The organism is Bartonella sp. B23, from assembly GCF_053793815.1.
On the sequence record NZ_CP200033.1, the window covers coordinates 967589 to 993484 of the forward strand.

Annotated in this window: 22 protein-coding genes, 1 tRNA gene and 1 other RNA gene; 6 read left to right on the forward strand and 18 right to left on the reverse strand. The window is 37.0% G+C overall.

Going from position 1 to position 25896, the window contains the following annotated elements; translation table 11 throughout:
• Positions 1 to 2: 2 nt before the first annotated feature.
• The 11 genes from mraY to ettA all read right to left on the reverse strand — a co-directional run bounded on the left by mraY (position 3) and on the right by ettA (position 14135).
• Positions 3 to 1073, reverse strand: coding sequence for a phospho-N-acetylmuramoyl-pentapeptide-transferase (mraY, locus tag V4B17_RS04355; RefSeq protein ID WP_455478987.1), 1071 nt, complete (start codon positions 1071 to 1073; stop codon positions 3 to 5).
• 22 nt (positions 1074 to 1095) lie between these two features.
• Positions 1096 to 2517: a UDP-N-acetylmuramoylalanyl-D-glutamyl-2,6-diaminopimelate--D-alanyl-D-alanine ligase gene (locus V4B17_RS04360; RefSeq protein ID WP_455478988.1), complete on the reverse strand. Its 1422-nt coding sequence runs from the start codon at positions 2515 to 2517 to the stop codon at positions 1096 to 1098.
• Complete coding sequence (locus V4B17_RS04365; RefSeq protein WP_455478989.1) at positions 2514 to 3965, reverse strand: UDP-N-acetylmuramoyl-L-alanyl-D-glutamate--2,6-diaminopimelate ligase; 1452 nt, start codon at positions 3963 to 3965, stop codon at positions 2514 to 2516. Before V4B17_RS04365 ends, V4B17_RS04360 begins: the two co-directional genes overlap by 4 nt.
• 23 nt (positions 3966 to 3988) lie before the next feature.
• The gene (locus tag V4B17_RS04370; RefSeq protein WP_455478990.1) at positions 3989 to 5731 is read right to left on the reverse strand and encodes a peptidoglycan D,D-transpeptidase FtsI family protein; all 1743 of its coding nucleotides are present in this window, start codon (positions 5729 to 5731) and stop codon (positions 3989 to 3991) included.
• A complete protein-coding gene (gene ftsL / locus V4B17_RS04375; RefSeq protein WP_455478991.1) occupies positions 5728 to 6135 on the reverse strand; it encodes a cell division protein FtsL in 408 nt (135 codons plus the stop codon). Before ftsL ends, V4B17_RS04370 begins: the two co-directional genes overlap by 4 nt.
• Complete coding sequence (rsmH, locus tag V4B17_RS04380) at positions 6132 to 7130, reverse strand: 16S rRNA (cytosine(1402)-N(4))-methyltransferase RsmH (protein WP_455478992.1); 999 nt, start codon at positions 7128 to 7130, stop codon at positions 6132 to 6134. Before rsmH ends, ftsL begins: the two co-directional genes overlap by 4 nt.
• 292 nt (positions 7131 to 7422) lie before the next feature.
• Positions 7423 to 7813, reverse strand: an RNA gene (gene rnpB / locus V4B17_RS04385) — RNase P RNA component class A.
• Positions 7814 to 7893: 80 nt separating this feature from the next.
• On the reverse strand, positions 7894 to 8409 hold the full coding sequence (locus V4B17_RS04390; protein WP_455478993.1) for a lytic transglycosylase domain-containing protein: 516 nt from the start codon (positions 8407 to 8409) through the stop codon (positions 7894 to 7896).
• Between the two features lie 918 nt (positions 8410 to 9327).
• Positions 9328 to 9702, reverse strand: a complete 375-nt coding sequence (locus V4B17_RS04395) for a hypothetical protein (protein ID WP_455480184.1) — start codon at positions 9700 to 9702, stop codon at positions 9328 to 9330.
• Positions 9703 to 11186: 1484 nt separating this feature from the next.
• On the reverse strand, positions 11187 to 12128 hold the full coding sequence (locus V4B17_RS04400) for an ArsR/SmtB family transcription factor (protein ID WP_455478994.1): 942 nt from the start codon (positions 12126 to 12128) through the stop codon (positions 11187 to 11189).
• Positions 12129 to 12485: 357 nt separating this feature from the next.
• On the reverse strand, positions 12486 to 14135 hold the full coding sequence (ettA, locus tag V4B17_RS04405; RefSeq protein ID WP_455478995.1) for an energy-dependent translational throttle protein EttA: 1650 nt from the start codon (positions 14133 to 14135) through the stop codon (positions 12486 to 12488).
• 165 nt (positions 14136 to 14300) lie between these two features.
• Here ettA and V4B17_RS04410 point away from each other — a divergent pair, with 165 nt between their 5' ends.
• Positions 14301 to 14849: a hypothetical protein gene (locus V4B17_RS04410; RefSeq protein WP_455478996.1), complete on the forward strand. Its 549-nt coding sequence runs from the start codon at positions 14301 to 14303 to the stop codon at positions 14847 to 14849.
• 41 nt (positions 14850 to 14890) lie between these two features.
• Positions 14891 to 15499, forward strand: a complete 609-nt coding sequence (gene pncA, locus V4B17_RS04415) for a bifunctional nicotinamidase/pyrazinamidase (protein ID WP_455478997.1) — start codon at positions 14891 to 14893, stop codon at positions 15497 to 15499.
• Positions 15500 to 15546: 47 nt separating this feature from the next.
• Here the strand turns inward: pncA and V4B17_RS04420 are convergent, their stop codons facing one another.
• Positions 15547 to 16599 (reverse strand): DUF475 domain-containing protein, encoded by a 1053-nt coding sequence (locus tag V4B17_RS04420; RefSeq protein ID WP_455478998.1) that lies wholly within the window; start codon positions 16597 to 16599, stop codon positions 15547 to 15549.
• A 342-nt stretch (positions 16600 to 16941) separates the two neighbouring features.
• Between V4B17_RS04420 and V4B17_RS04425 the strand changes: the two genes are divergently transcribed.
• Together V4B17_RS04425 and V4B17_RS04430 are read left to right on the forward strand one after the other, a co-directional pair.
• Complete coding sequence (locus V4B17_RS04425) at positions 16942 to 17481, forward strand: helix-turn-helix domain-containing protein (RefSeq protein ID WP_455478999.1); 540 nt, start codon at positions 16942 to 16944, stop codon at positions 17479 to 17481.
• A gap of 413 nt (positions 17482 to 17894) precedes the next feature.
• On the forward strand, positions 17895 to 18074 hold the full coding sequence (locus tag V4B17_RS04430; protein WP_455479000.1) for a YegP family protein: 180 nt from the start codon (positions 17895 to 17897) through the stop codon (positions 18072 to 18074).
• A 723-nt stretch (positions 18075 to 18797) separates the two neighbouring features.
• On the opposite strand, the gene V4B17_RS04435 is transcribed toward V4B17_RS04430, so the two are convergent.
• Positions 18798 to 19112 (reverse strand): hypothetical protein, encoded by a 315-nt coding sequence (locus V4B17_RS04435; protein WP_455479001.1) that lies wholly within the window; start codon positions 19110 to 19112, stop codon positions 18798 to 18800.
• Positions 19113 to 19305: 193 nt separating this feature from the next.
• Positions 19306 to 19782: a hypothetical protein gene (locus tag V4B17_RS04440; RefSeq protein WP_455479002.1), complete on the reverse strand. Its 477-nt coding sequence runs from the start codon at positions 19780 to 19782 to the stop codon at positions 19306 to 19308.
• A 450-nt stretch (positions 19783 to 20232) separates the two neighbouring features.
• On the opposite strand from V4B17_RS04440, the gene V4B17_RS04445 reads away from it, so the two are divergent.
• Positions 20233 to 20547, forward strand: a complete 315-nt coding sequence (locus V4B17_RS04445) for a helix-turn-helix domain-containing protein (protein WP_455479003.1) — start codon at positions 20233 to 20235, stop codon at positions 20545 to 20547.
• On the opposite strand, the gene V4B17_RS04450 is transcribed toward V4B17_RS04445, so the two are convergent.
• Positions 20471 to 20653, reverse strand: a complete 183-nt coding sequence (locus tag V4B17_RS04450) for a hypothetical protein (RefSeq protein WP_455479004.1) — start codon at positions 20651 to 20653, stop codon at positions 20471 to 20473. The two genes, V4B17_RS04445 and V4B17_RS04450, sit on opposite strands and share 77 nt — an antisense overlap.
• A gap of 1128 nt (positions 20654 to 21781) precedes the next feature.
• Positions 21782 to 21858: transfer RNA gene (locus tag V4B17_RS04455), tRNA-Ile, on the reverse strand.
• Between the two features lie 172 nt (positions 21859 to 22030).
• On the opposite strand from V4B17_RS04455, the gene V4B17_RS04460 reads away from it, so the two are divergent.
• The gene (locus V4B17_RS04460; RefSeq protein WP_455479005.1) at positions 22031 to 22765 is read left to right on the forward strand and encodes an SIMPL domain-containing protein; all 735 of its coding nucleotides are present in this window, start codon (positions 22031 to 22033) and stop codon (positions 22763 to 22765) included.
• A gap of 49 nt (positions 22766 to 22814) precedes the next feature.
• Here V4B17_RS04460 and V4B17_RS04465 read toward each other — a convergent pair whose 3' ends face one another.
• Together V4B17_RS04465 and rpoD are read right to left on the reverse strand one after the other, a co-directional pair.
• Positions 22815 to 23276 (reverse strand): YcgN family cysteine cluster protein, encoded by a 462-nt coding sequence (locus V4B17_RS04465; protein ID WP_455479006.1) that lies wholly within the window; start codon positions 23274 to 23276, stop codon positions 22815 to 22817.
• Between the two features lie 535 nt (positions 23277 to 23811).
• Positions 23812 to 25824, reverse strand: coding sequence for an RNA polymerase sigma factor RpoD (rpoD, locus tag V4B17_RS04470; RefSeq protein ID WP_455479007.1), 2013 nt, complete (start codon positions 25822 to 25824; stop codon positions 23812 to 23814).
• Between the last annotated feature and the right edge of the window lie 72 nt (positions 25825 to 25896).

A 25896-nucleotide genomic window follows, 5' to 3' on the forward strand; every position in this document is an offset into this window, starting at 1 on the left:
TGTCACCGCAATTTAAGTGTTGAAAGACCAATGAGAGCGAGAACAATCGAAATAATCCAAAAGCGTATCACGATTTGGCTTTCAGTCCAGCCTTTTTTCTCAAAATGATGGTGTATTGGTGCCATAAGGAACACACGCTTTTTTGTTAATTTGAAATAACCAACCTGAATAACAACCGAAAATCCTTCCAGAGCAAAAAGCCCACCAATAAGAGCCAAAACAATCTCATGCTTGGTTGCTACAGCAACAGTACCCAAAAGTCCTCCAAGCGCCAAAGAACCAGTATCGCCCATAAAAATGGCCGCTGGCGGCGCATTAAACCATAAAAAGCCAAGCCCCGCACCAACAACGGCTCCCAGTAAAACAGCCAGTTCACCGGTTCCTGATACATAATGAATTTGTAGATAATCAGCAAAATTTATATTACCAGAAAGGTAAGCAATTAAAGCAAAAGATAAAGCAACAACCATCACAGGAACGATAGCTAAACCGTCAAGACCATCAGTCAAATTAACCGCATTCCCAGTTCCCACAATAACGAAAGCAGAAAAAGGAAGAAAAAACCAACTTAAATTGATAAAATAATCCTTCACAAAGGGCAAAGCTAATCCAGGAGAACCAACTTGTAAAATCATAAAAGCAGCAATTGCTGCAACTAAAAATTCTAATCCTAACCGAGCTTTACCGGAAAATCCTTTGTATGTTTGTTTTGTTACCTTAAGATAATCATCATAAAAACCAATTGCTCCAAAAGAAAGCATAACAAAGAGCGATACCCAAAAATAAATATTCAATAAATTACACCACAAAAACGCTGATACAACAATGCCTGTTAAAATCATCAAACCACCCATAGTAGGCGTTCCAGCCTTTTTAAAATGTGTTTGAGGACCATCAGCGCGAATTGGCTGCCCTTTTCCCTGCCGCAATTTTAGAGAAGCAATAATACTAGGACCAAATAAAAACACAATGAGCCCCGATGTGAGCATTGCTGCTATAGTGCGAAAAGTAATATAACGAAAAACGTTAACGCCTGGGAGCCAATCATTAAGCAAAGAAAAAAATAGCATCATAATATAAAAAACTTATTTAAAATTAGAAAGAAACCACTTTATAATGATCAAAAAGTACCGCCACAATATCAGAAGAATTAAGACCACGCGATGATTTAATCATAAGCAGATCCCCATTGGAAATTTCTGCCAAAAGAAGCGGTAAAATTTCTTCAATATTTTCAGCATAATAAACCTTAACGTAAACAGATAAATCAACGGCCAAAAATTTCATTGCCTTACCAAATAAAAAAACTGGATTGGCTCTAGAAAGATATACTGGTTTTACTAAATCACGATGAAGTTTTTCACTATGAACTCCCAGCTCCAACATATCGCCTAAAATAGCAATGCGCCTACCATATAAACCCACTGGCCCCGTAGCAAGCAGCTCAAGAGCAGCACACATGGACGCAGGATTCGCATTGTAGCTTTCATCAATGAGATAAAATTCGCCCCCATTTGGTAAAGACAACTTGTAGCGGAGCCCCCTCCCCCTTGGGAGAGAAAAACGGCTCAAAGCAAGTGCAATACATTCTAAATCAGCACCAACTGCATCACAAACCGCAAGAACACCTAAACTATTTTGAATAATATGTCGTCCAGGAGCACCAATTTTAATCTCTTTATCTTGCCCAGAAATGCGCACAATGATAGACGAAGAACCCGTTAGAAGATGTACATCTCTAACCTGATAATCGGAATTTTTAGCCTCACCAAAGCTTAAGATTTTTTTCACACCACATTGCTTTGCTTTTTGAATTAAATAAGAAAAAAGATCATTATCTGCATTTAAAACAGCAACACCTTCCTCATCCAATCCTTCAAAAATTTCAGCCTTTGCATTTGCTATGTTTTTAAGATTTTTGAAAAAACCCATATGTGCCGCAGAAATATGCGTAATAAGAACAACATGCGGACGAACCAATTTTACCAGAGGACGAATTTCATCTTTATGATTCATACCAATTTCAAAGATACCATAATCACATTCCGCTGGCATTCGTGCTAAGCTAAGCGGCACTCCCCAGTGATTATTCAAAGAAGCAGAATTCGCATGAACCTTTCCAACAGTTGCAAGCGCTTGTTTGAGAGCTTCTTTTGTTGTTGTTTTTCCAACAGAACCTGTTACCGCTATAATTTTAGCCTCTGAACGCCTACGCGCAGCTTGCGCAAGTTTTTCTAAGGCTTGCAAAACATCAGGGACAACAAGCAGTGGAGCGGATATTTTTTTCATATCAGTCAAACGATCTTCAGCAACAATGAGAACGCCTGCTCCTTGTGCATAAGCTTGCGCAGCAAAATCATGACCATCAAGATGATGTCCTTTAATGCAAAAAAAAATATCACCTTTTACAAGCGTGCGGCTATCAATAGAAATTCCAAAAAAAGTTTCTGGTAAGCATCCAATTACAAAACCATCAATTGCTGAAATAAGTGCTTGTTTATCCCATAACACTTTCATCTCTTTCGTTCCTGCAAAGCCTCAATCGCTTTCAAGCGATCTGAAAAAGGATATGTTTTTTGCCCTATAATCTGACCATTCTCATGACCTTTTCCAGCAATGATGAGTGTGTCTCCAGCTTGCAAAATTCCAACCGCATAAGCAATAGCTTTACCACGATCCGATATTTCCATCGCTTTTGGAACTGCTTGCAAAATATCTTTTCGAATTTTTCTAGGTTCTTCAGTACGGGGATTATCATCCGTTACAATAACAATATCAGCCTTATCTTCTGCAATTTTTCCCATTAAAGGTCTTTTTCCCCGATCGCGATCACCACCACAACCAAAAACAAGAATTAAACGCTTCTGTGTAAAAGGGCGAACAGAAAGCAATACCTGCTCTAAAGCTTCTGGTTTATGCGCATAATCTATATAAACAGGCGCATTATCTTCTGTCTTTCCAACCAATTCCAAGCGCCCAGGGGCTCCTTGCAAAGTTTCAAGTGAATGGAAAACTTTATCAGGAGAAACACCTGTTGCAATTGCCAATCCCGCTGCCATAAGTGCGTTGATTACCTGAAAATCTCCAGCTAAAGGCAAATCAAATGTATAAATATTGTTTTCTATGCGACACTCAATACACTGTTTTGATCGTTGATGTTCAATACGATTAATAGTGATAAATTTCCCTTTACGCCCAACCGTTAAGACACGGCGGCGTGCTTGCGTGATCGTATCAATAACCTTTTGCGAATAAACATCATCCGCAAAAATCAGAGCAGGAAAATCTTGAGGCAAAAGTGTATCAAACAGCCTCATTTTAGCACGCAAATAATCCTCTACGCTCGTGTGATAATCCATATGATCGCGCCCTAAATTTGTAAAGGCACCAGCAGTTAAACGGACTCCATCAAGTCGGCATTGATCAAGCCCATGCGAAGATGCTTCAAGAGCAGCATGTGTAACACCTTCATTAGAAATTTCATAAAGGAGGCGCTGTAAAACCACTGGATCAGGTGTTGTGAGAGAACTATGATCATTCCGGTGATGAGAAACAACACCCACCGTCCCTATACTGGCGGCACATAATCCAACATGAGTCCAAATTTGCCGAACAAAAGAGACAACGGATGTTTTTCCACTTGTCCCTGTCACAGCAACGATAGTTTCAGGTTGAGAACTATAAAAACGTGCAGCTGCTATCGCTAAACTATGACGAACATCACGAACACGTAAAAGGGGAACAGGTAAATTCTCAAGAACAACATTACAATCTGCAACGACTGCTTGTGCACCACGCTTTAGTGCATCATTTATATAGTGTCTCCCATCACCTTGATTGCCTTGAACAGCTACAAAAACATAACCTGGCAAAACTTGCCGAGAATCCGCACTTATTCCTGTTATTTCCATTGAAAAAAGATTCTCATCTTCAATGCATTCTGTAAAAACTGTTCCAAACAACATAACAACGTACCTTTATATTAATTTTACTGTTGTTTAACGAATCTCAAACTATTCTTTGTACGCGAAAAAGGCTCGTATTCTTTTTCAAAATCTGGTTTTATTCCCAAAAAACTCGCTGAACGTCGAATAATATTGGCAATCATCGGCCCTGCATTCATTGCTGCTGTTGCTGAACGCTGTCCATCTTCAGGATGAGGTTCATCAATAATTGCTAAAACAACATAGGAGGGATTTTCAATAGGAAAAGCAGCAAGAAAACTATTGAAATTTTTTGTTTTAGAATATTTTCCATTTTCGACTTTTTCAGCTGTTCCTGTTTTACCACCAACCCGATAGCCTTCTACTTTTGCATTACGTCCAGAGCCAATATCGCTGTTCAACCTATAAAGATAACGCATATTTTGACTTGTTTTTGGATCTAAAACTTGTTTTGCATGTTTCAAAGTTTCTGTTTTTGTGCGTTTCAAAAAGGTGGGGGCAATCAACCAACCATCATTCATTAAAGCGGCAGCACCAACTGCTGTTTGCAAAGGTGTTGTTGCCATACCATGTCCAAAAGCAATAGTCATTGAATGAATATCCTTCCAATGACGTGGCACAATAGGATGGGCAACTTCAGGTAATTCTGTTATCAATCGGTCCAATAAACCAAGTCGTTTCAAAAAATTATGATGTCCATCAATCCCCACCGCCAATGCCTCCTTAGCAGAACCAATATTAGAGGAATAAATAAAAACTTCCCAAAGTGCTAAAGGACGATTTTTTCCATGAAAATCACGAATAAAATAATTCTGACTTGCTTGAAGAGGCCGTGAAGCATCAATAACACTATCTAAATGAAAAAGACCTGAATCAAGCGCCATGGCGGTCGTAAAACTTTTAATGATAGATCCCATTTCAAAAGTTCCAGCAGTCATCCGATTAAGACGATCACTTTTCAGAGCTTCAACAGGATTTCCAGGATCAAAATCTGGCAGTGATGCCAAAGCCAAAACTTCACCGGTATGAATATTTAAAATAACAGCTCCTGCAGCAAGTGCTTTATAGCGCTTCATTGCTTTAACAAGTTCATCATGCACAATACTCTGAACACGCACATCAATCGAAAGCTGAACTGGGTTTAATGATTCCTCTGTTGCAAGACCAGCAGCACGCAAAGCACTCAATCCGGCATCATCAATATATTTTTCCATTCCCGCTATACCCTGATTATCAACATTAACCATACCGAGAATATGCGAAACTACCGATCCACTTGGATAAAAACGACGAATTTCAGTACGAAAACCAATCCCTGGAATACCAAGAGCCATAATCTGCGTCTTTTGCATTGGCGTTAAACCACGCTGAATCCAAGAAAAACCAGATTTTTTTTTGAGACGTTTATAAGTTTCCTGCCAATTGAGATCAAGTAAAACTGTTGAGAGCAATTCAATTGTTTCATCCACATCAATAATACGCCGTGGTTCAGCAAAAAGCGAATAGGTTTTAATATCAGTTGCTAGCAAACGGTTATTGCGATCAACAATATCAGGCCGCGCAGTCAATTGAAGAAGTCTTGGCCCTTTTGCTTCTTCAATCTGCCCACCTTCAAATCCATAAGAAATAAGACAAGCCCCCATAACACCATATAAAATAAGAAAACAAAACAAAGAAAAAAGCAAACGTGGACGACTAGAATAAGAACGACGAACAGGAGAGTTATGAACATTTAATGGAGTCTTTAAAAACTTTTTCCTCTGTGAAAATAGAAAGTACGATTTCATCGCCGCACACCTTCTTGAACAATATTGTTCACCCGAGAAGTACGATTATTTGCCAAAATATCCTTCTCTTCCTCCAAGATAGTTTGTTTAATCACTTCTTCAATTTTATCATGGACACGTACTGGAATATCTTTAAACTCTACGATTTGGCGAGGCTGTATAATCTCTAAATTAAGCTCTTTTTTATAACGCTTCGCAAGTTTTTGCATGCGTACTGGCTCTATCATCACAACCCACTCAGCACGAAGTAAACCCACTGTATTTTTTGCTGCAACAATTTCATGTTCAAGACGACGGATTTCACTCATCCGTTTTTGAACATCATATTTCACTTTATAGGTAAGACCTGCCATACAAATCATAATCATCACTAAAATCATATCAAATGTACGAAAAACTGTCATTTTTTTCCGCTTTCAAAACTAGGAATCTCTGCCATACCAAATAATTTCATATCTGCCATGCAACTATCCGCCTTGGTGCGTACACCAATACGTAACCGTGCAGAACGCGAACGAGGATTCTGCCGCAATTCCTCTTCACTTGCAGTTATCCCTCCTTTAAACAAAGGAAAAAATGTTGCTGGATCTGTCTCTATTTCAGGAAAATAGCGCGACCACATACGCTTCCCTGAACGAGCAGAAAAAAACCTTTTGACCATACGATCTTCAAGAGAATGAAAACTGACAACACCCAAACGACCACCCGGTTTCAAAATGCGTTCAGCAGCAAATAAGCCACGTGCAAGTTCACCAATTTCATCATTAACATAAATGCGAAGAGCCTGAAATACACGTGTTGCAGGATGAATGCGATCTCCTAATTTATGCCCCACTAACACCTTGATAGCATGAGAAAGATCACCTGTACGCAAAAAAGGCTGAATGCAGCGGCGTTTTTCAATCATCCGTGCAATCTGACCAGCATAGCGCTCTCCTCCTAATATTTTAAATATTCGAGCTAACTCATTAACCTTTAAACGATTTACAACATCGCAAGCGGTAAAACCAGTCTGAGCCATTCGCATATCTAATGGACCATCTTTCTGAAAAGAAAATCCCCTTTCAGCTTCATTAATCTGCATAGAAGAAACACCAATATCCAAAACAACAGCATCTACCTTCTCTTCAACAACGCGATCCAACTGTGAAAATTCCATTTGCACCAAACGAAGCCGTGGAAAAAATTCATTAACAAGAAATTGTCCCTCACGAATAGCATGAGGATCACGATCAAGAGCAACAACTTCTGCCCCCGCATTTAAAAAAGCACGCGTATAACCACCGGCACCAAAGGTACCATCAATCACTTTTGCCCCACCCAATGGCGCAATACCAGCTAAAACTGGCTGCAATAACACTGGAATATGGCGCTCAGTTTTATGACCATGCTCTGTCAAAATAATCCGTCTTGATTTATGCTTCTTCAAATCAATAATTGTTTAATAGCAACTGATGTCAGAGTAACCAAAACTTCGACTCTCATATCTATCACAACGAAAGAGAACAAAGTCAAAGCTAATCCGAGGCATATCATAATGCATTATATTTAAAGAAATGTTATGATTTTTTGAAATATTCTTTTTTAAATGTACACTTTCAAAAATGCATCTTTTATAGAAAAAACTATATAATACAGCGTGGAAATATCAATTGTTCATATCTAATCTATAAAATAGAATTTCAGCATGAAATATCAGTCGGCCTATAAGCCGGGTTCTGTATGGTAAAGCTTACACTCTCCATGGCAACCATTCATCTGGGACGGATGTTACCATCCGCCTCGTGCAACCTACCCAAATGACTCGCCCGGAAAATGGCTGCAAGTTAAGCCTTGCGCGTCATTTCTATTCGGTCTTGCTCCCGGTGGGGTTTACCTTGCCACATTCATTACTGAATGCGCGGTGGGCTCTTACCCCACCCTTTCACCCTTACCTATAAAAATAGGCGGTTTGCTTTCTGTGGCACTTTCCCTAGGGTCGCCCCTGCCGGGTGTTACCCGGCACCGTTTTTCCGTGGAGCCCGGACTTTCCTCACCTGCCGCCTTTAGGCACAAGACAAGCGCGGCTGCCCAGCCGACTGACACAACACTTATAAAATATTTTTTATCACGTGAAAATAGCACTCTCAAGATATTTTATAGCAAGTGCACTACCTTTAAGATTATTTCCATTTTAATGAAGCTAAATAAATTTTCACTTTTGAGCAATATTTCGCTGAAATAGAATTCATTTTTTTTGCGGCATGACCTGCATTATATTTAAGAATCGTACCACATGTGTTCCCACCGCTTAGCGTATATGCCTGCGCCAAATAACGCATACCATATTCAAGATTGATCGCAGGATCATAAAGATCTTGCACAGAACCATTAAAACCCAACCATCGCGCAGTAGATGGTTTAATTTGCATCAAGCCTATTTCGCCAGCAGCTCCCTTTGTACGCGCCTTGTAATTGCTTTCAACTCTTACAACAGCATGTGCTAAATTAACAGGAACATTATACTTATTTGCAAATCTCTGAATAAGAGATTCATAAGGACGAGAAAGAATCTTAGAAGCAACTGCCCCTGAGTTTTCTTTTGAGTCTGCAACATTCAAGATAATATGAGCAAAACTTATATCAAACACAAAAAATACAGCAAATGCTGCACTTAAAAAAATCTTCAAAAATTGCATTTTCTTTCTCTTCAAGACATTTTCAAATCCTAACCGCAACGGCTTTATGGACGCATCATACAGAGAAAAAAAGCCAAAAAACGGCTCGAAAATGAAAATATTAAGATTATTTCAAGATATTTTTTTGTAAAAATAAGAAAATAACTCAAATCTCTTATTATATGTCTTTCATCTTATAGGATATCAAATAATAAATAAAATACAAAGATATTTTAAATGCAATAAAAATACGATATACAACATTAACTTATTACAATAACTGCACAAAAATATAATTTTAATAAATGAAAAAAGCATTAAAAACACTTATTCTATATTTTACATCTTATTATTGAATCTTATTAAAAATAAGTTTCATAATCTTAAAAAGCAACATAATCTAAGACACCTTCATCAAATGCCATCTATATCGCAAAAAATCTACCAAGAAGGGAAATCATTATCAGCTTTTCTGTTGCTTGATAAATACTCACTGCGGAAAATACTATACCAAACAAGTCATCTACCAAAAACGACTACTATGTATAGGAAACGCACAAATATGCACAAACACACCGGTCTTTGATTTTACAGAAAAAATTAATAATTATTCTGTCTATTTTTGGAAAATTCTGTAAAAGAAGTAATACAAAAATCTCAAAAACATCTACATAAAAATTTGCATTGTTCATTCCCATTGAAATATTTCACCTGCATACTATGGTTTCATAAACCATGCAAAACCTCATGCTGTCTTCAGAAATCATAGAAACGAACAAAAATTTTAAAATCTGCAGGAAGAAAGAGATTTCAAAAACTTTACTATTTTTATCATCCTATGGAACAAAATCAGCAGTACTTTTCCTGCACATTTTCCAAAATCCACGAAAAACACAAGAGCCCTTTAAAATTGATCGCAGATGTATAATAAAAAAACAATTAAAAATAAGCATCAGCAATGGAGGGACGAGAAACCGCTCTCGATAAAACCATAGCAACCTTTCTACCCAACTTCTGAGCCTGTTCATTATTCTGACCACCTGCAGAAGCGGCAGCAACTATATCGCGACAAACCTTCTCAATCAGTTGCTTCTGTTGCTTAGGATTTAACTTAGAAAGTTGTGTTATAATATCAGGAAAATAAACCGCTAATCTCTCTAGAATCGCCTCCTCCGTAACATCAACCTGCTGAGAAAAAAAAGGTCGATGAAACAAAAACCTATAAACAGAAGCATTCCGAAAAGCAAAAAAACTGATGAAAAACACCAAAAACACAAACAAAATAAAAACAACACGACGCCAGCAAAATCCCATCATCTATTACCTAAGCATCATAGCACAAAAAGCATCCCTATAAACAACACCACCCATCAAAAACCATAGCATTCCTCTTTAATATACAAACACTACACAAGCCAAAATGCCTACACTCTTCCCCCTTTAATAACACTCCAAAAACCGCAATATTAAAACCTAAAAACCTGACTGAGGAAAGCCCCAGCCAGGCCAGACAATCTAAGGGATCCACGCGGGGGGGGGGGGAGGAGGTTCCCCGATCGTCTTTCGCATCAACTACTAACGTAGCTAACACAATATTCCTGCTATGGAATAAAATGTTTTAAACAACAAGAAATTCTTATCATCTTCCACGCAAAAAAACATAAAAAAATTATAAATCGTTTAAAAATGGAAAAATTTAGGCAAAAAATATTCTAATTGATCCAATTTGAAGCAATTTTATTTCAATAAGTATCAATAAGAAGAATCTGAAATCATCACAATTTGAAAAATAACCTTTCCCAAAAAATCGCGTAACCGTAGAAGGTTAACAATACAGGTAATTTACACAAACTCCCCTTATGAATAGCAAAATTCATAAAAGCAGCAGTCATTTGTTCAGTAGTTACCACCACAAAAATCCGAAATTCTAAATGTAATATTCTTCGAATCATCCATTATTTTAGCTTAAAATAACTGCATATTAATTGACAACAAGCAATAAATTATAACACATCATAGACAACGACCAGCGCAGAGAATTTCTTCCAATCTCTACGATAGAAACGATCACCCAAGAAAATAACAAAATTATAGCTTCTGTATTCGGAAACCTTTGTATGCTATCCGCTCTTAAGGGAATTCTACAGTATCTTCTTTTTTGCTGTTCATCCTTCTTAATGGAATCACATCTTCTACGAGGAACTGTACGCCTTTAGACTACGCGCTCGCCTATTTACTTTAAAAAGATCTCACCTTGCTCCTAATCTCATCTCCCAGCACTATTTGTGAACGATAAAATACAAGATCTATTAGAACTATCTATCCTTATATCCAGTGAAGCTACATTCCAATACCATACTATATCTACCTAATTCCAATGTATGACTGTTCTTACATATCAACGATTTAAGAGACATATTTACCACTTGTTCAAATGATTTTTATTCGTACATTAATTTCTCTCGTAACATAAAAATAAATAATTTTTAATTTCTAAATCAAAAAGTTTAAAATAAGAAAATATTCTTACACCTAGAATTAACGTTCATAAAATCAATAGACTAGTCAATCGACAAATACTATACAACATGCATTAAATGGCTGCCATTATAGCCTCATCTCTATAAAAATTCCGTTAGCTGATACATCTACATATGCATCTCTTGAAGCATCTATAATCTCATAAAAAAATACAATACACGCCCCAAAAACGATAACTCTTCAAAGAGTTACTAAAATCCCATTCTTGCGCCTCTAATTGAGAAAAGCCAAAAAATGAAGCACGTTAACAAATATAATTATGCAAAATCTACTTTTTTGTCTTTGATATCATCAACTAGTAAACGCGGATCACGTGCAAGCCAAAGCTTACCCATCAACCCTTCATTATTTTTATTTTTCAGAGGAGCAAAATAAGCCGTTTGTTCTATAGTAAGCCCCACATTTTTAAGCCATTGTTCTATTTGTGAATCTGAAAATACAAAATGCCTATAAGCATGGGAAGAATGCAAAGGATCAACTTCATAACAAACAAAATCTACAATCAGCAAACGCCCACAAGGACGCAAAACACGCGCTGCCTCATTAACAACTATCTCAGGATTCTCAAGAAAATTTAAAGCCCAATAAAGAATAACCAAATCAAAAGTCGCATCTCCAACAGATAAATGCAAAACATCGCTGTTAAACGCAACTTCAACAGCACGCGTATAAAGACTTGAAAACAATTTTAAGAGATAACTTGTATCCGTACCAACACTCAGCATAGTCTCAAATGGTTTATCACCAATAATTTCAAGTAAAGCGTCTTCCACCACGTGATCTGCAACATACGATAACCGTAATGCATTCCATTGCGCCACATTTTGTAAGAAATCCTTCTTTTCTTTCTTTTGGTGCTGTTTTTTTGCATCTACCAAGCGTACCAAATCGTGCATAAGCATTAAATCATGCTCTGGAAGAACTGAAAGAGCAGCCATCACAATATCTTTCTTAGCCAAACAACTATGACAAAGTTTAAAACAAACCTTTTCCCCCTTCTGATAACGCTCAATCAATTGTGCTTCACACAATAAATGTAAATTCCGTGATACACGCGATTGCGACTGACCAAAGATAAATATAAAGTCCGCTACTGTTAAATCTTCATGATACAAAAGTGCAAGAATACGCAAACGACTCGTCTCTGCCATCGCTTTTAGCAACACAATCATCACATCCAAGCTTTCTACTTTTTCCATAAATATTCCTTACTGCTCAGATAAGCATCTATTCCTACAAATAGAAAATCAAGCAGAAGGAATATAGTTGCATCACTTCTGTTCATACTGTTTTTTGATAAGATAAAAATGGATAATTGCTAAAAAATGAAAAGCCCCTCCCGGCTATTTCACAACAACGATGACAAAGTTATCAGTATTCCAACCATCTACAAAACTGCGTATAAAAACCTATGATTCTCTATTACAATCTAGATAAATGCTAAGCTATTTTATACTTTAGAAAAAATATGATAATAACATACCTCCCGAAGAATAAAAGCAACACCGAAAGCATCACCATCTTCTAAGACAAGAGGGCAAAGTAAATAAGCAACGCTAACGTATAGGGGACTTATAATTCCTACGCTTCAGATTAAGGGACTCTGGCCCAAGACGACGAGCCTTATCAGCCTCATATTCTGCAAAATTACCTTCAAACCACTCTACATGTCCATCACCTTCAAAGGCCAAAATATGCGTTGCCAATCGATCAAGGAACATACGATCATGCGATATAATAACCGCACAACCAGCAAAATTTTCCAGAGCATCCTCCAATGCACCCAACGTTTCAATATCAAGATCATTGGTTGGCTCATCAAGAAGAAGGACATTACCCCCTTCTTTTAAAAGCTTTGCCAAATGTACGCGATTGCGCTGCCCTCCTGACAAACTTGCTACTTTTTGCTGTTGATCTGCACCCTTAAAATTAAACGCACTGCAATAAGCGCGGCTATTCATATCATATTTACCTAATTTAATAATGTCATTTCCGCCGGAAATTTCTTCCCAAACGGTTTTATCGCCCGCCAATGAATCACGGCTCTGATCAACGTAACTCATGTAAACTGTTTCACCGATACGTATTTGGCCTGAATCTTGTTGTTCCTGCCCCGTCAACATTTTAAACAAGGTAGATTTTCCCATACCATTTGCACCAATGACTCCAACAATTCCACCAGCAGGAAGCTTGAAAGAAAGACCATTAATCAACACACGCTCCCTATACGCCTTAGAGAGGTTATCAACTTCAATGACAACCTGCCCCAATCTTTCGCCGATAGGAATAATAATCTGTGCATCTCCAGGACGACGCTCATGTGCAAGCTGAACCAATTCATTATATGCTTTAATTCGCGCTTTTGATTTTGCTTGTCGTCCTTTTGGACTAGAAGCTATCCATTCTTTTTCGCGCGATAGTGCGCGGTGCCGAGCAGCCTCTTCACGCCCTTCCTGAGCCAAACGTTTAGCTTTAGCCTCTAAATAAGCAGAATAGTTCCCCTCATAAGGAATACCTTTCCCGCGATCTAATTCTAAAATCCATCCCGTTACATTATCTAGAAAATAACGATCATGCGTCACTAAAAGCACTGCACCGGAATATTCACGTAAATACCTTTCAAGCCAGGCTGTAGTCTCAGCATCCAAATGGTTTGTTGGTTCATCTAAGAGCAATAAATCAGGTTTCGACAAAAGCAGTTTACAAAGCGCAACACGCCGCTTCTCACCTCCCGAAAGCTTTGTCACATCCTCATTGGCTGGCGGACAATCAAGAGCAGCCATAGCCATTTCTACTTGACTTTCTAAATCCCAAAGATTTTGGCTGTCGATGATATCTTGAAGACGCGTACTTTCATCAGCTGTTTCTTCACTATAATTCATCATCAATTCATTATAGCGTTCCAAAATTGCCTGCTTATCGGCAACACCTTCCATCACATTACCACGTACATCTTTGCTTGCATCGAGAAGAGGCTCTTGAGGCAGATAACCACAACGTGCTCCTTCAGAAAGCCATGCCTCTCCAGTATATTCCTTATCCAGCCCAGCCATAATCCGTAAAATGGTTGATTTACCTGCACCATTCGGTCCTAAAATACCGATTTTTGCATCTGGATAAAAAGACAGATGAATATTTTCCAAAATTTTCTTATTACCGTAAACCTTGGTAAGCCCAGCCATGTGATAGATAAATTGACGTGCCATAAACTTCTCTTTAAATATTTTGTGGTATCAGAGTTAGAACTTTGAAAAAAATGCCTCCGCTTTTCCCAGACTATCGGATAAGCAACATTTATATCCAATGCAAGAGTTTTGCATTCTAATATTGATACATTTTTTCTAATCTCACAAGCCCCACTATGGTTCTGAATGCAAAAAAACATACCTTCAACGAATAAGAAACAAATCCTCTTAGCTGTACCTGAAACATGCTATCAAACATCACCCATCTTTTCCTTAGCAGATACAACATTGTGTTTTTACCGTATTAAACCGACCTATCAATGCAATATGGTCCCCTCAAAAAAACCAATTCTCTATGCCCCATCTTTTTTTGCTTTATGGGCTTTAGATTACGCTGTAAAAAGAAGCTCTCTTTTTTCATCGATTTTGTGTCACGAAAAACAATGGACTTCATCCCTCGCTTTACTACAGCTCAAATTGTGTTTACAAAATGACCGCCGCCTTATGGGATCTGACGTTCCAAGCTTAATGATCATGAAGGCTTTACACCGACATGTTGCAATTGGTAACTACAGTGCACTTCCCATTGGTACATGGTTGCAATTTGTAAAAAACTATAAAACGAATTGTAAAAACCTATCACTTCCCCTTTTTTGGCTCGATAATTATAAAAATAATACCGATATCCACGAAATTATTTCAAAACTTCCACGAGATGAAAGTACAACTTCTTAAAGATATCATCAAAAAGTAAGTCTCCTACAGGAATATATTCTATGAAAAAAAAAGCTTTAATCGTTATTGACGTTCAAAATGATTTCTTACCAAGTGGGACACTTGCAGTACCACAAAGTGATACCATATTACCCGCTGTCAATAATCTCATAAATCATTTTAACCATGTCATTTTAACCCAAGACTGGCACCCAAAAAATCATTGCAGCTTTGCTTCTTCCCACCCTGGAAAAGCGCCCTATGATATCATTGAGCTTGACTATGGCCCTCAAACACTTTGGCCTGATCATTGCATACAAGGAACACAAGGAGCAGAGTTCCACCCATTTCTCAGAATTGAAAAGGCGCAACTTATCCTTAGAAAGGGTTATAATAAAAAAATTGATAGCTATTCTGCCTTTTTTGAAAATGATCAAAAAACACCAACAGGCTTACAAGCTTATCTCAAAGAACATGGTTTTACAAAACTGGCGATATGCGGCCTAGCAACCGATTTTTGTGTAGGATTTTCCGCACTTCACGCTATACAATGCGGCTTTAAAGTAAGTGTTGCATTAAACGCCTGTGCTGGTATTGATCTCAACGGGTCTCTTAACACTATACTTAAAACTATGAACGAATCCGGTATAGAACTTTTAATGGCTTGCTAAAATACCTTCTTCTGTCTTGCTATCATAATGCATAAAAAATTTTCAATTTACTTAGATACATCATGCTTATTCAGGTGATACCGCTTAAAACGAAGAGAAGCATAAAACGCCATTCCAATAATCCCCCCTCCTATCAGCCCTGTTAGTATTTCAGGAACCGATATAACAGTCTGCAAATACATAATCGCTGCAAGTACCAAAATCGCATAAAAAGCACCATGCTCCAAATAACGATAATGCAACAACACCTTTGATTCGACCAACATGATCGTCATAGACCGAACATAAAACGCACCAATACCAAGACCAATTGCGATAATAAAAAGGTTGTGTGAAAAAGCAAAAGCACCAACAACACCATCAAAAGAAAAGCTAGCGTCTAGAATCTCTAGATAAAGAAAAGCTCCAGCTCCCCCTTTAGCAACAGCAGATAAAACCGCTTTTTGACCATCAAAAAGCGAACTAATAGCTTCGACACCTATAAACGTCAAAAGTCCATAAAGGCTCGCTAGTAAAAAAGTCATTTTATCTTCTTTTGCAATCTGTTCTGAAAAAAACAATATCAAAACTAAAACGATTGCAATATCAATGCCAACAAGCGTCCCAAACTTTTGAGCAGGCTTTTCTATAAAAGCAAGCCAATGCACCTCCTTTTGAGAATCAAGAAAATATCTCAAACCAACCATTATCAGGAAAGTTCCCCCAAAAGCTGCAATCCCAACATGAGCATCTGTTAAAATTGCAGCATATTGATGTGGTTCCCATATTGCTAACTTTACGGCTGCAATGGGGTTAATCTCAACAGCAACAGCAACTATCAGCAATGGAAAAATAATCCGCATCCCAAACACAGCCACCAAAATACCCCATACAAAAAAACGACGGCGCCATAATGGATCCATTTTTCCGAGAACACGAGCGTTGATAATAGAATTATCAAAAGATAAAGAAATCTCCAAAATTCCTAAAACACAGCAAATGAAAAAATATTGAAGAACACCAGCAACACTTTTTGTTTCAAACCAACCAATCGCCCCTCCCATAAAGACGCCAACAATTGTGAAAAAAAAAGCCCACCTAAAATAACCTAATAGGGCCATGTTCACTCCTCAAAATCCATCTCCTTCATTCATTTGTAGCGCGAATCAAAAGATTACATTTATTAATGCAAAGGTAGAAAAGCCCTACACGGCAGATCCATATGGAAGTTCCTGCAAAAAAAACAAGAAAAAACCAGCAATTTTATCATTTTGTTTGAAATGAATACCAGTTTTAAGTAATATGAAATACAACAAGTTCAAATTAGCTTTCTATCCACTAAAATTAAAAAAATAAAGAGAAATAAACTATAAATATTGACATTGCATCATGAAATATTAATACATAGTGTGCCTTTATCGGTTGAACTCTATACCATGATGATTGACTGAGGGAGATAATTCGTGGCTCGTCCTGAAACTGAATCAAAAACTATATTTGGAAAACGTTTGCGTTATGTACGCCTTGCTTTAGGGGATCCATCACGTGAAACATTGGCTAAAAATTTTAGCATGACAAAAAATTCCATTGCCTTTTATGAGCGTGGAGAAAGAGAACCTAATCTTAGTGTCTTACAAACGTATCGCACATTGTATGGTGTTAATATCAATTGGCTTTTAACAGGACAAGGAAAAATGTTTGACACCGAATATGCTAAAGGTGATTTTGATTGGAACTATTTTATAAAAAAAATCGAGGGTCTTGAAGAAATTCTTACCAGCAGTGACAATAGTGAAAAACTAAATCGAGAAAAAATTGATGGTTCTTATGAAAAATTGCAACAATATTTGTCAAGACAAGGATTGTCTAATAGCCTTAGCCCAAAAGTTGCAACTTCTTTAATCGATATGAAGGCAAAAATGGCCAATTCTTACACTCTCAGCCTGTTCATTGACCTACTCATTCGTAGCATATCGCAAAAAGAAATGATAGCTAATCAATAGATATCTTTATCAATAAAGAATAACAAAATAGATGTAAGCCCTATCAGCATGGAAAACAGTGCTCCTACTTTTTGCATGTTGGTAGAATTCGGTGTGCCATACAAATTTTACTTCTGTAGCAAAATAATCGAATATGTTTAGCTAATAATAATGAAACATTTCCTACTAAATAATAATATAATAAAATTAATTAAAAAGATGAATTTTATAGTAGCAAAATGCTTATTTATACCTTGTTGACAATAAATATTTTTTGTTACAAGATACCATTATCGTAAAAATTATTGTTTAAAATCAAAAAAATTGAGAAGAATATATTGATTACTTGTGACAGAGATGTACTTTAATATCCGTAGTTAGAACATTTGAATATTTATCCTACAAATTATTAAATGTTTTATGAGGTGGAAAGCATGTATTTTGAGGTATTTAGAGGTGTTCACAATCAATGGTACTGGCGTCTAATCTCAAAAGACAAACAAAAAATTGCTTTTTCTAGTAAGGGTTATCCAACAAAGCAAGATATCCTGACAAATATTGAGCAAATAAAGGAAATCACGCACAAAGCTCTTATTAAAGAACTGCGATCTTAGCGTTTTTTACCATTAAAACAAAATATTACTCCGTATACTTGAAATTTCGTGCTTTTGTAGTGAGCAACAAAGTGGTTTGTTTGTCTCAATAGAGGAGTGGTTTCTGTATGATTCATAATATACACAAACAACTTAGACAACAGTGCATGCTGTAACTTATGTATAAAATAACAATCAAGCTGCATTAAATTGACAATCATCAACTCCTCTAGGTTTTGTATCTATTCATACAAGTAATAGATATAATGGAATGCATATAAATTATGAATATAATTGCTCTACCAAATGCCGGATATTTTCTGCGTACATCCTTCTCTTCCTATTTTCTTGACCGCTTCATCTTCTAAAGAACAGGAAACTCTCTTCTTATTATTGCTGTGCTAATCTCTTGAGACATTTTTATCATAATATACTTCATTTCTCCCAAAGTGAACGTACTACCTTCAGTATTATTTTCAGCAATATGTACACATCACGAACAGTTGCGGGATCATATATGTGTACTCTTAATAACCTTAGTATATCTATAAGTTAGTGCATCGCCATAAACTCTTACGTTGCTACCAACGATTACCTTTCGATAAACTTTAGTATTACCCCAAAACATAATTTCACCACTAACCAAACATTTGCTTTTATAATAAACGGTTACCTTTCTTGTTGTTCAAAATCTTACGTTATAAAAATCTTTTAACATACAAATCCAATGCAAATGTGGATAAATCATCTCTTCACATCATCTTTAAATTTAATTGCTTCCTGATGTTGTTTTATGACTTCTTCGTGCTGCTTAATTTGTTTTTTCAGTTTTTCAATTGCTTGATCACGTCTTTTAATTACCATACTTTGATCTCTAATTGCCCTATCTCGTTCTTCAGTCATCTTCATAGAATCTCTTAAGAACTCATGTTTTATCTTTCTTGCCTCTTCTTTAAGAGCTTTAACCTGATCGCGATAATAAAAAGCAAAACGAAGCATAATACCACTCAAAAGCACAATAATAATTACAACTGCTAATAAAATTTCATTTACACCCATTTTGATCTCCTTTAATTGTTATTAAATTGATCATCTTGACCAATTTATTTGGTTCAATCCTCCATAAAAAAGAATGCCAAAAATCGCACATGACAAGTGCAACAAATCACACTTGGTAATCTTTATTCTTTTTGCAAAACACTCTAACAAATGACGCAAAATAACCCCATGAAAGCTGCCTAAATCTATACTCTCACACCAATATGTTTGCATTGCATTTATTTATATAAAACGCCGAAACACAAATAATTTCAGACAATATTAACGGCGTGATAAACTTTATACACAACCCCATCGCATTGTTTTTGTTTACCCTTTTTGTAATATACACAATACGGTTATCTATGCGAATTTCCTTACCATTGCGAAAATCTTCATAGTTACAAACCTCAGCATTGTCATAAAAACGAGCACTGCTAGAAACAAGCAACATACAATATATCTTTGCATTGTCATAAATAGCGCTGCCACTGCAAACACGAATACTATTATAAACCATAATAGTATAGGTAAAAGAGCATCCACCTTTGATACAGCATTTACCACTTATACGATATTTCCCCCAGCAATCATCTTTATAATGAAGAATACTTTTAGACTCTATAAAATCACAAAAAACACTTTTTTTGACATTTATAAAGTCTCTCAACGCCCACATGCGATATGCCATCTGGAAGTAACCTAATCTATTAAAAAAATGACGCTCTGTGCCCATGAATTTACATTTTTTACAGCCACTATCCCCCTCTTAAGGCTGTAAAACTCTATTTTATCTGAGCACGGCCTCGACGCAGAAATTCCTTACAAATGCCAATGTTAGGGTATATCTTGATTTATAGTGACGCTGCGTATATCATCAGCAATATTTCATGAACACACCAAGTGTATTTCCATATCTGGTCATACGCATTCATCCTGTTACAACCGTGGAACTAAATAACCATTTTTTATTGATTCGAATCTGAAAGTGCATGGGGACATTTTGTTATTAGTTAAAAAAGACCATCTATCCTCCATAGGCAAAAAGCTACGCATGGATATTCTCACGCTCCTTATATCATCTACTCTAGATTCGCAGTTCAATATTAACGCTATAGCGTAAATGTGTAAAGGTCTAAAAATGAAAAAGACTGAAAAAGATTGGTTCCAACGCTTAATTGAATTAATAAAAAGTGATGGACGCACAATGATTGAAATAAGCAAAGCAGCAGGCTGTGGACAAAACTACGTACAGCAAATGATAAATGGAGGAAAAAGACCCTCTGTAGATAAACTGATGGCTATTCTTAACACACTCGGAAATGCCAGCGCTATATACGTAATAACCGGTTTTAACATTTCCGATGAAGATTTAAAACTCATCGCTTTGATTTCGTCTGGAGATAAAAAGAAGATTGAAGCTTTAAGTGTTCTACTGACTGAGCAGAAGTTGTAGAGCTTTCTACTATTTTCAATATTTCTTGCTTTTGAGCTCTCGACAAGGCTTCCCATTTCACTATAATATCAGACAAAGCGGCCTCAAATTTTTCGCTATCCTTCATCGTTATACTCCGTGTAGTCAAACTGCCTAACGCTAAAGCGTTTACACATGTCCCATACCTTACAAAAAATATTTGTAATAAGCAGTATGGAAGTGATTGTGTACAAACTGCTCTTATACAATCAGATGGGATTCTGTCAGTTATGTACCATGGTGAAACAGAAAACATCGCACAGTTCGGACTTTTTTATGAAAAAATGGTATCATCACTTTTATAAACACCGCTAATAATGTTACTCGGATCTTGTGAATCAAACCAATGACTAATTGATGTGAAAATATCTTTGAAGACATTACTATTCTCTGTATAAGAAAATACAAAAAACCTTATTTTAAATGAAAAATATATCACAATCCTATTCTACACAGCACTATCTATGTTTTTAAACGATATAGCAAAGCAAGTACATAACGACGCAATATGTACAGTTTTTATGAACATCAGCACTGCTTAGGACTCTACGACACGCCTTCCAGAAAAAGCCACCTTCCCTCCGGAGGCTCCTTAGAAATACCAGCATAGAAGTCTGTCATGGACAGGGATAGCAATACTTAAAAAGGTACAATGGGTCAAGCCTTAATGACACCTGTACATAAATTGCACAAGTATTTACAATAAAATAGCGAAAAACGTTATCATCTTTTCCCCCACGATATACATAAATGTCTGTGACCTACTTTCTTTTATACAGGCTCAAATCATCAAAATTGGATTAAAATGATACAGATCTAAACTTTCGAAAAAGCATAACAAATAATGTTACTTATTACAAAATAGAGAAAAGCCGATTTAAGATAAAAGTTTTTCTTCCAATTTTACCCAAACGCACCAAAAACTTTCAAATTTGTCTCACTAGGGTAAAACATCTATTTTAAGAAATAATATCAGCATAGATATTGAGAAAGCAAAGAGCAATACCTATCAGCTAATGCAAATGCTACAATATCACGAATAAAAACAAAATTCTAGTTGGCCTAAAGATAGAACAATATCCCTTGATACTAAGGAGAGTGATAAGAAGCCACATTCAAGAAAACTACAAGAAGATTCAAGACAAACAGAAAAAAATTCAAAAAATAGTGGAAGCGAAACCTCTAAAACTTCTCTATAACCTATTTATCCTATAAATGGTGGGCCCGGAGGGACTCGAACCCCCAACCAAGCGGTTATGAGCCGCTGGCTCTAACCAATTGAGCTACAGGCCCCACACAGGTTGCTTTTGTCTAAACTAAAACGGCCTATGATACAAGAGCCTACTCGAGTTATAATCTATCTTTTTCTGTTTATCTGTCGTTTTTTTTCTCTAGTGCCCTAATTTCTTTACAAAAACTCTCAAAAATGAGAAAGTGGAAGATTAACAAATACAAAGGAGCAGATATGACAAAAACAATTTTCCAACCATTAAATCATTGTAGAGTCAAAATAGCTGTAATAGCATTTACATTGCTGGCCAGTTCACTCACCGTGCACGCTGAAAAAAGTAGAATGAAATCGACTATTACGGTTACCGCAACCGGCGAGAGCCGAGCAGAACCGGATATGGCAATTATCAATTTAGCCGTTGTTACACATGACAAAACCGCCCAGAAAGCATTAACAGCTAACAATAAATCCATGAATGATATTGTAAATGCTTTTAAAAACAACGGCATACAAGAAAATGATTTGCAAACATCAGGCTTGTCCATTTATCAATCTAATCCCAATCAACGTCATGAAAAAAAGAATAACGAAAGACCGTATTATGTTTCAAATTCTTTAACGGTACGTATTCGTGATCTTGCCAATGCTGGTAAAATATTTGATCAAGCAATGGCGCTCGGCGTTAACTCAGTTAATGGTATCACCTTTACCAACGCCGATACAAAGCCATTTTATCAAGAAGCACGTAAAAAAGCTATTTCTGAATCCATTGAAAAAGCAGAAACTATAGCACAAGCAGCAAATTTGAAATTAGGAAAAATCATTGCAATCAATGAAAATAATGACAATTATTATCCAACGCCACGGCTTATGAGAAGTGCAACACATGCAGGCTACACCGATACAAATTTTTCAGGGGGTGAGTTGGGCTACAACGTCAGTGTTGTCGTAGTATTTGCTGTAGAATAAGCCATATAATATCATCTAATATCATCAATTATTTCGTAAAATAATCATATCATTGGCCTTCACAGAGAAGACCGGTGATATGGTCGAGATAAGCCTCTTCGGACGATAACTCGTCTTCGTAAATTTCTATCTGTCCACGGGCAGAAAATTGTGTTTTATGCACCGTCTGCCAATTTCCTGACACCAGTGGATGCCACCATTGAAGACCTTTTCCCTCATTAATCAACCGATAAGCACAACTCTCCGGAAGCCAACGGGCTTTTTTAACCGTTGCAACATCTAACGATATACAGTTTGAAACAATTGATTGCCGATGAATATAGTCCCGACACCGACAAGTTTCCCCATCTAAAAGACGACACGCGACACTGGTTGCATAGATATCACCAGTATCATCATCTTCTACCTTATGCAAACAACAACGCCCACAACCATCGCAGAGACTCTCCCACTCAGAAATGGAAATTTCTTCTAATTTTTTTACTTCCCAAAAGGGGGGTTTTTCACTCATAAAATCGATCATATCTTTTTGAAATAAGAAAATCTATAAGCAAAATTCAATCCCTTCTATACCACCAATTTTTATTTCTTGAAAAACATTCAATCCACTCTGTTTCCTTAAGACAATTTTTTAAAATCAATAAAGAAAGATGTACTCTATTTTTAGCAAGCATCTTGTATAAAGAAAAATAAAGCATAAAAACATCTGTTATGAGCAACATAGAAAAAATTTCAACACGCAGTTAATATTTTACAATCTAAAACAATAATACCCATCCAAATGGAATTTTTAGACTCCCACATATCTGCATAAATTGCTTCTATAAAAGCCTCATTACTACAAAAGAAACCGTGCATTTCGTTATAAAAATCTAACATACCTTAATAAGTTACCTTTAAGGTATTGCATCTCTTTAAAAATCCACAATCCCTACGATACACACAAAGGATGCTTAGAACACCGCGTTTATTTTGTTGAGAAGTCACCACGAAATGTCACGCTATTATCTTTTTAGCTCTACAGATAAAAACACAACATCCTTTATTTAAGAATCGAGAAAACTACGCAATTTTCGTGAACGGCTAGGATGCTTCAACTTACGAAGAGCCTTTGCTTCAATCTGTCGAATACGTTCCCGAGTCACCGAAAATTGTTGACCAACTTCTTCCAACGTATGATCGGTATTCATCCCTATACCAAAACGCATTCGCAAAACACGTTCTTCACGTGGAGTTAATGAAGCAAGGACGCGCGTTGTCGTATCCCGCAAATTCGCCTGAATAGCAGCATCAATCGGCAATAATGCATTCCTATCCTCAATAAAATCACCCAAATGTGAATCATCCTCATCACCAACAGGCGTTTCAAGTGAAATAGGCTCTTTTGCAATCTTAAGAACCTTCCGCACTTTTTCTAACGGCATAGAAAGCTTACTAGACAGCTCTTCTGGTGTGGGCTCACGTCCAATTTCATGCAAAATTTGTCGGGATGTACGAACAATTTTATTGATTGTTTCAATCATATGAACAGGGATACGAATAGTACGTGCCTGATCAGCAATTGAACGGGTAATTGCCTGACGAATCCACCATGTTGCATAAGTTGAAAACTTATACCCACGCCGATATTCAAATTTATCCACGGCTTTCATCAAACCGATATTACCTTCTTGAATAAGATCAAGAAACTGCAAACCACGATTGGTATATTTTTTTGCAATTGAAATCACGAGACGTAGATTAGCCTCCACCATTTCTTTTTTAGCAATTGTTGATTCGCGTTCACCTTTCTGTACCTGTGTAACAATCCGACGAAATTCACCAATCGAAATAGCCGTCTCTTGCGCAAGATTTTGTATCTCGCAGCGCAGCTTTTGAATTTCCCTTGCTTCACGTGTTGAAAATTCCTTCCAACCAGATCCTGGCAAAGTTGCAATATAATTTATCCAATCTGCATCTAATTCTCGTCCTTGGTATTCTTTTAAAAAGTCCTCATGACCAATGCCGTAACTATTAGCAATCCGCTTTAGCTTACCCTCATTATGAATCAATCTCTTATTGATGTCATAAAGCTGCTCAACCAAAGATTCGATACGATTCTGGTTCAAAGAAAGGGATTTTACTGCTTGAATCAACTCACCCTTTAATTGAATGCATTTTTTCCTCTGAGAAGGCGTGAGAGCACCCTCTTTACGCTCTGCCAAACTACTCTCAACATGCTGATCTTGTAATTTTCGCAATTTTACATAGGTTTGCGCGATGAAATCCAATGTTTCCATTACTTGAGGACAAAGTTCACTTTCCATTGCAGCAAGCGACAAGTTAACCTCGTCATCGTCCTCCTCATCATCCTCAATGCCTCTATCTCCTTCAATGCCCAGCATATCACGCGTACTATGAGATATTTTTTCCTCTTTTATCTCATCAACTTCTCCTCGTTCAACAATAGGAGCCTGCTTAGCTTCCGGACCAGCGTAAGTCATTTCAAGATCAATAATTTCACGAAGAAGAATACGCTGCTCTTTCAATTCTTCACGCCAGATGATAAGAGCTTGAAAAGTCAAAGGACTCTCACAAAGTCCTGCAATCATTGTCTCACGCCCTGCTTCAATACGCTTAGCAATGGCGATTTCTCCTTCCCGAGAAAGCAGCTCAACAGCTCCCATTTCGCGTAAATACATACGCACCGGATCATCAGTACGATCTGCTACTTCACGCTTATTTGTTGTTGTAACGATCGCATGGCCAGAGGCCTCTACTAAATCTCCACCCTCTACAGTAATTCCTTCATCATAATGTTCAGAATCGACTTCATCTTCATCGTCCACAACATTAACACCCATTTCAGAAAACATCGCCAAGATATCTTCAATTTGTTCGGATGTAACCTCTTCAGACGGAAGAACTGCATTCAGTTCATCCATCGTCACATAACCATTTTTTTTGGCGAGCTTAACCATTTTTTTAATGGCATCATCAGAAAAATCAAGAAGAGGATTATCCAAACTCGCGTGGCTTATTACTTCCATATTATCTTTCTGTTTAACCTTTGTTGCCATACCGTAACTCCACTTGATCACTCCACAGCTTCCACGTGACCAGCTTTTCGCGCTCTCACTTAAGCGTACTAA

Coding starts and splice junctions, on each gene's coding strand:
- mraY (WP_455478987.1), bottom strand. CDS start 1,073: ATGATGCTATTTTTTTCTTTGCTTAATGATTGGCTCCCAGGCGTTAAC.
- V4B17_RS04360 (WP_455478988.1), bottom strand. CDS start 2,517: ATGAAAGTGTTATGGGATAAACAAGCACTTATTTCAGCAATTGATGGT.
- V4B17_RS04365 (WP_455478989.1), bottom strand. CDS start 3,965: ATGTTGTTTGGAACAGTTTTTACAGAATGCATTGAAGATGAGAATCTT.
- V4B17_RS04370 (WP_455478990.1), bottom strand. CDS start 5,731: ATGAAATCGTACTTTCTATTTTCACAGAGGAAAAAGTTTTTAAAGACT.
- ftsL (WP_455478991.1), bottom strand. CDS start 6,135: ATGACAGTTTTTCGTACATTTGATATGATTTTAGTGATGATTATGATT.
- V4B17_RS04390 (WP_455478993.1), bottom strand. CDS start 8,409: ATGCAATTTTTGAAGATTTTTTTAAGTGCAGCATTTGCTGTATTTTTT.
- V4B17_RS04395 (WP_455480184.1), bottom strand. CDS start 9,702: ATGGGATTTTGCTGGCGTCGTGTTGTTTTTATTTTGTTTGTGTTTTTG.
- V4B17_RS04400 (WP_455478994.1), bottom strand. CDS start 12,128: ATGGAAAAAGTAGAAAGCTTGGATGTGATGATTGTGTTGCTAAAAGCG.
- ettA (WP_455478995.1), bottom strand. CDS start 14,135: ATGGCACGTCAATTTATCTATCACATGGCTGGGCTTACCAAGGTTTAC.
- V4B17_RS04410 (WP_455478996.1), top strand. CDS start 14,301: ATGCAAAAAAACATACCTTCAACGAATAAGAAACAAATCCTCTTAGCT.
- pncA (WP_455478997.1), top strand. CDS start 14,891: ATGAAAAAAAAAGCTTTAATCGTTATTGACGTTCAAAATGATTTCTTA.
- V4B17_RS04420 (WP_455478998.1), bottom strand. CDS start 16,599: ATGGCCCTATTAGGTTATTTTAGGTGGGCTTTTTTTTTCACAATTGTT.
- V4B17_RS04430 (WP_455479000.1), top strand. CDS start 17,895: ATGTATTTTGAGGTATTTAGAGGTGTTCACAATCAATGGTACTGGCGT.
- V4B17_RS04435 (WP_455479001.1), bottom strand. CDS start 19,112: ATGGGTGTAAATGAAATTTTATTAGCAGTTGTAATTATTATTGTGCTT.
- V4B17_RS04440 (WP_455479002.1), bottom strand. CDS start 19,782: ATGGCATATCGCATGTGGGCGTTGAGAGACTTTATAAATGTCAAAAAA.
- V4B17_RS04445 (WP_455479003.1), top strand. CDS start 20,233: ATGAAAAAGACTGAAAAAGATTGGTTCCAACGCTTAATTGAATTAATA.
- V4B17_RS04450 (WP_455479004.1), bottom strand. CDS start 20,653: ATGAAGGATAGCGAAAAATTTGAGGCCGCTTTGTCTGATATTATAGTG.
- V4B17_RS04460 (WP_455479005.1), top strand. CDS start 22,031: ATGACAAAAACAATTTTCCAACCATTAAATCATTGTAGAGTCAAAATA.
- V4B17_RS04465 (WP_455479006.1), bottom strand. CDS start 23,276: ATGAGTGAAAAACCCCCCTTTTGGGAAGTAAAAAAATTAGAAGAAATT.
- rpoD (WP_455479007.1), bottom strand. CDS start 25,824: ATGGCAACAAAGGTTAAACAGAAAGATAATATGGAAGTAATAAGCCAC.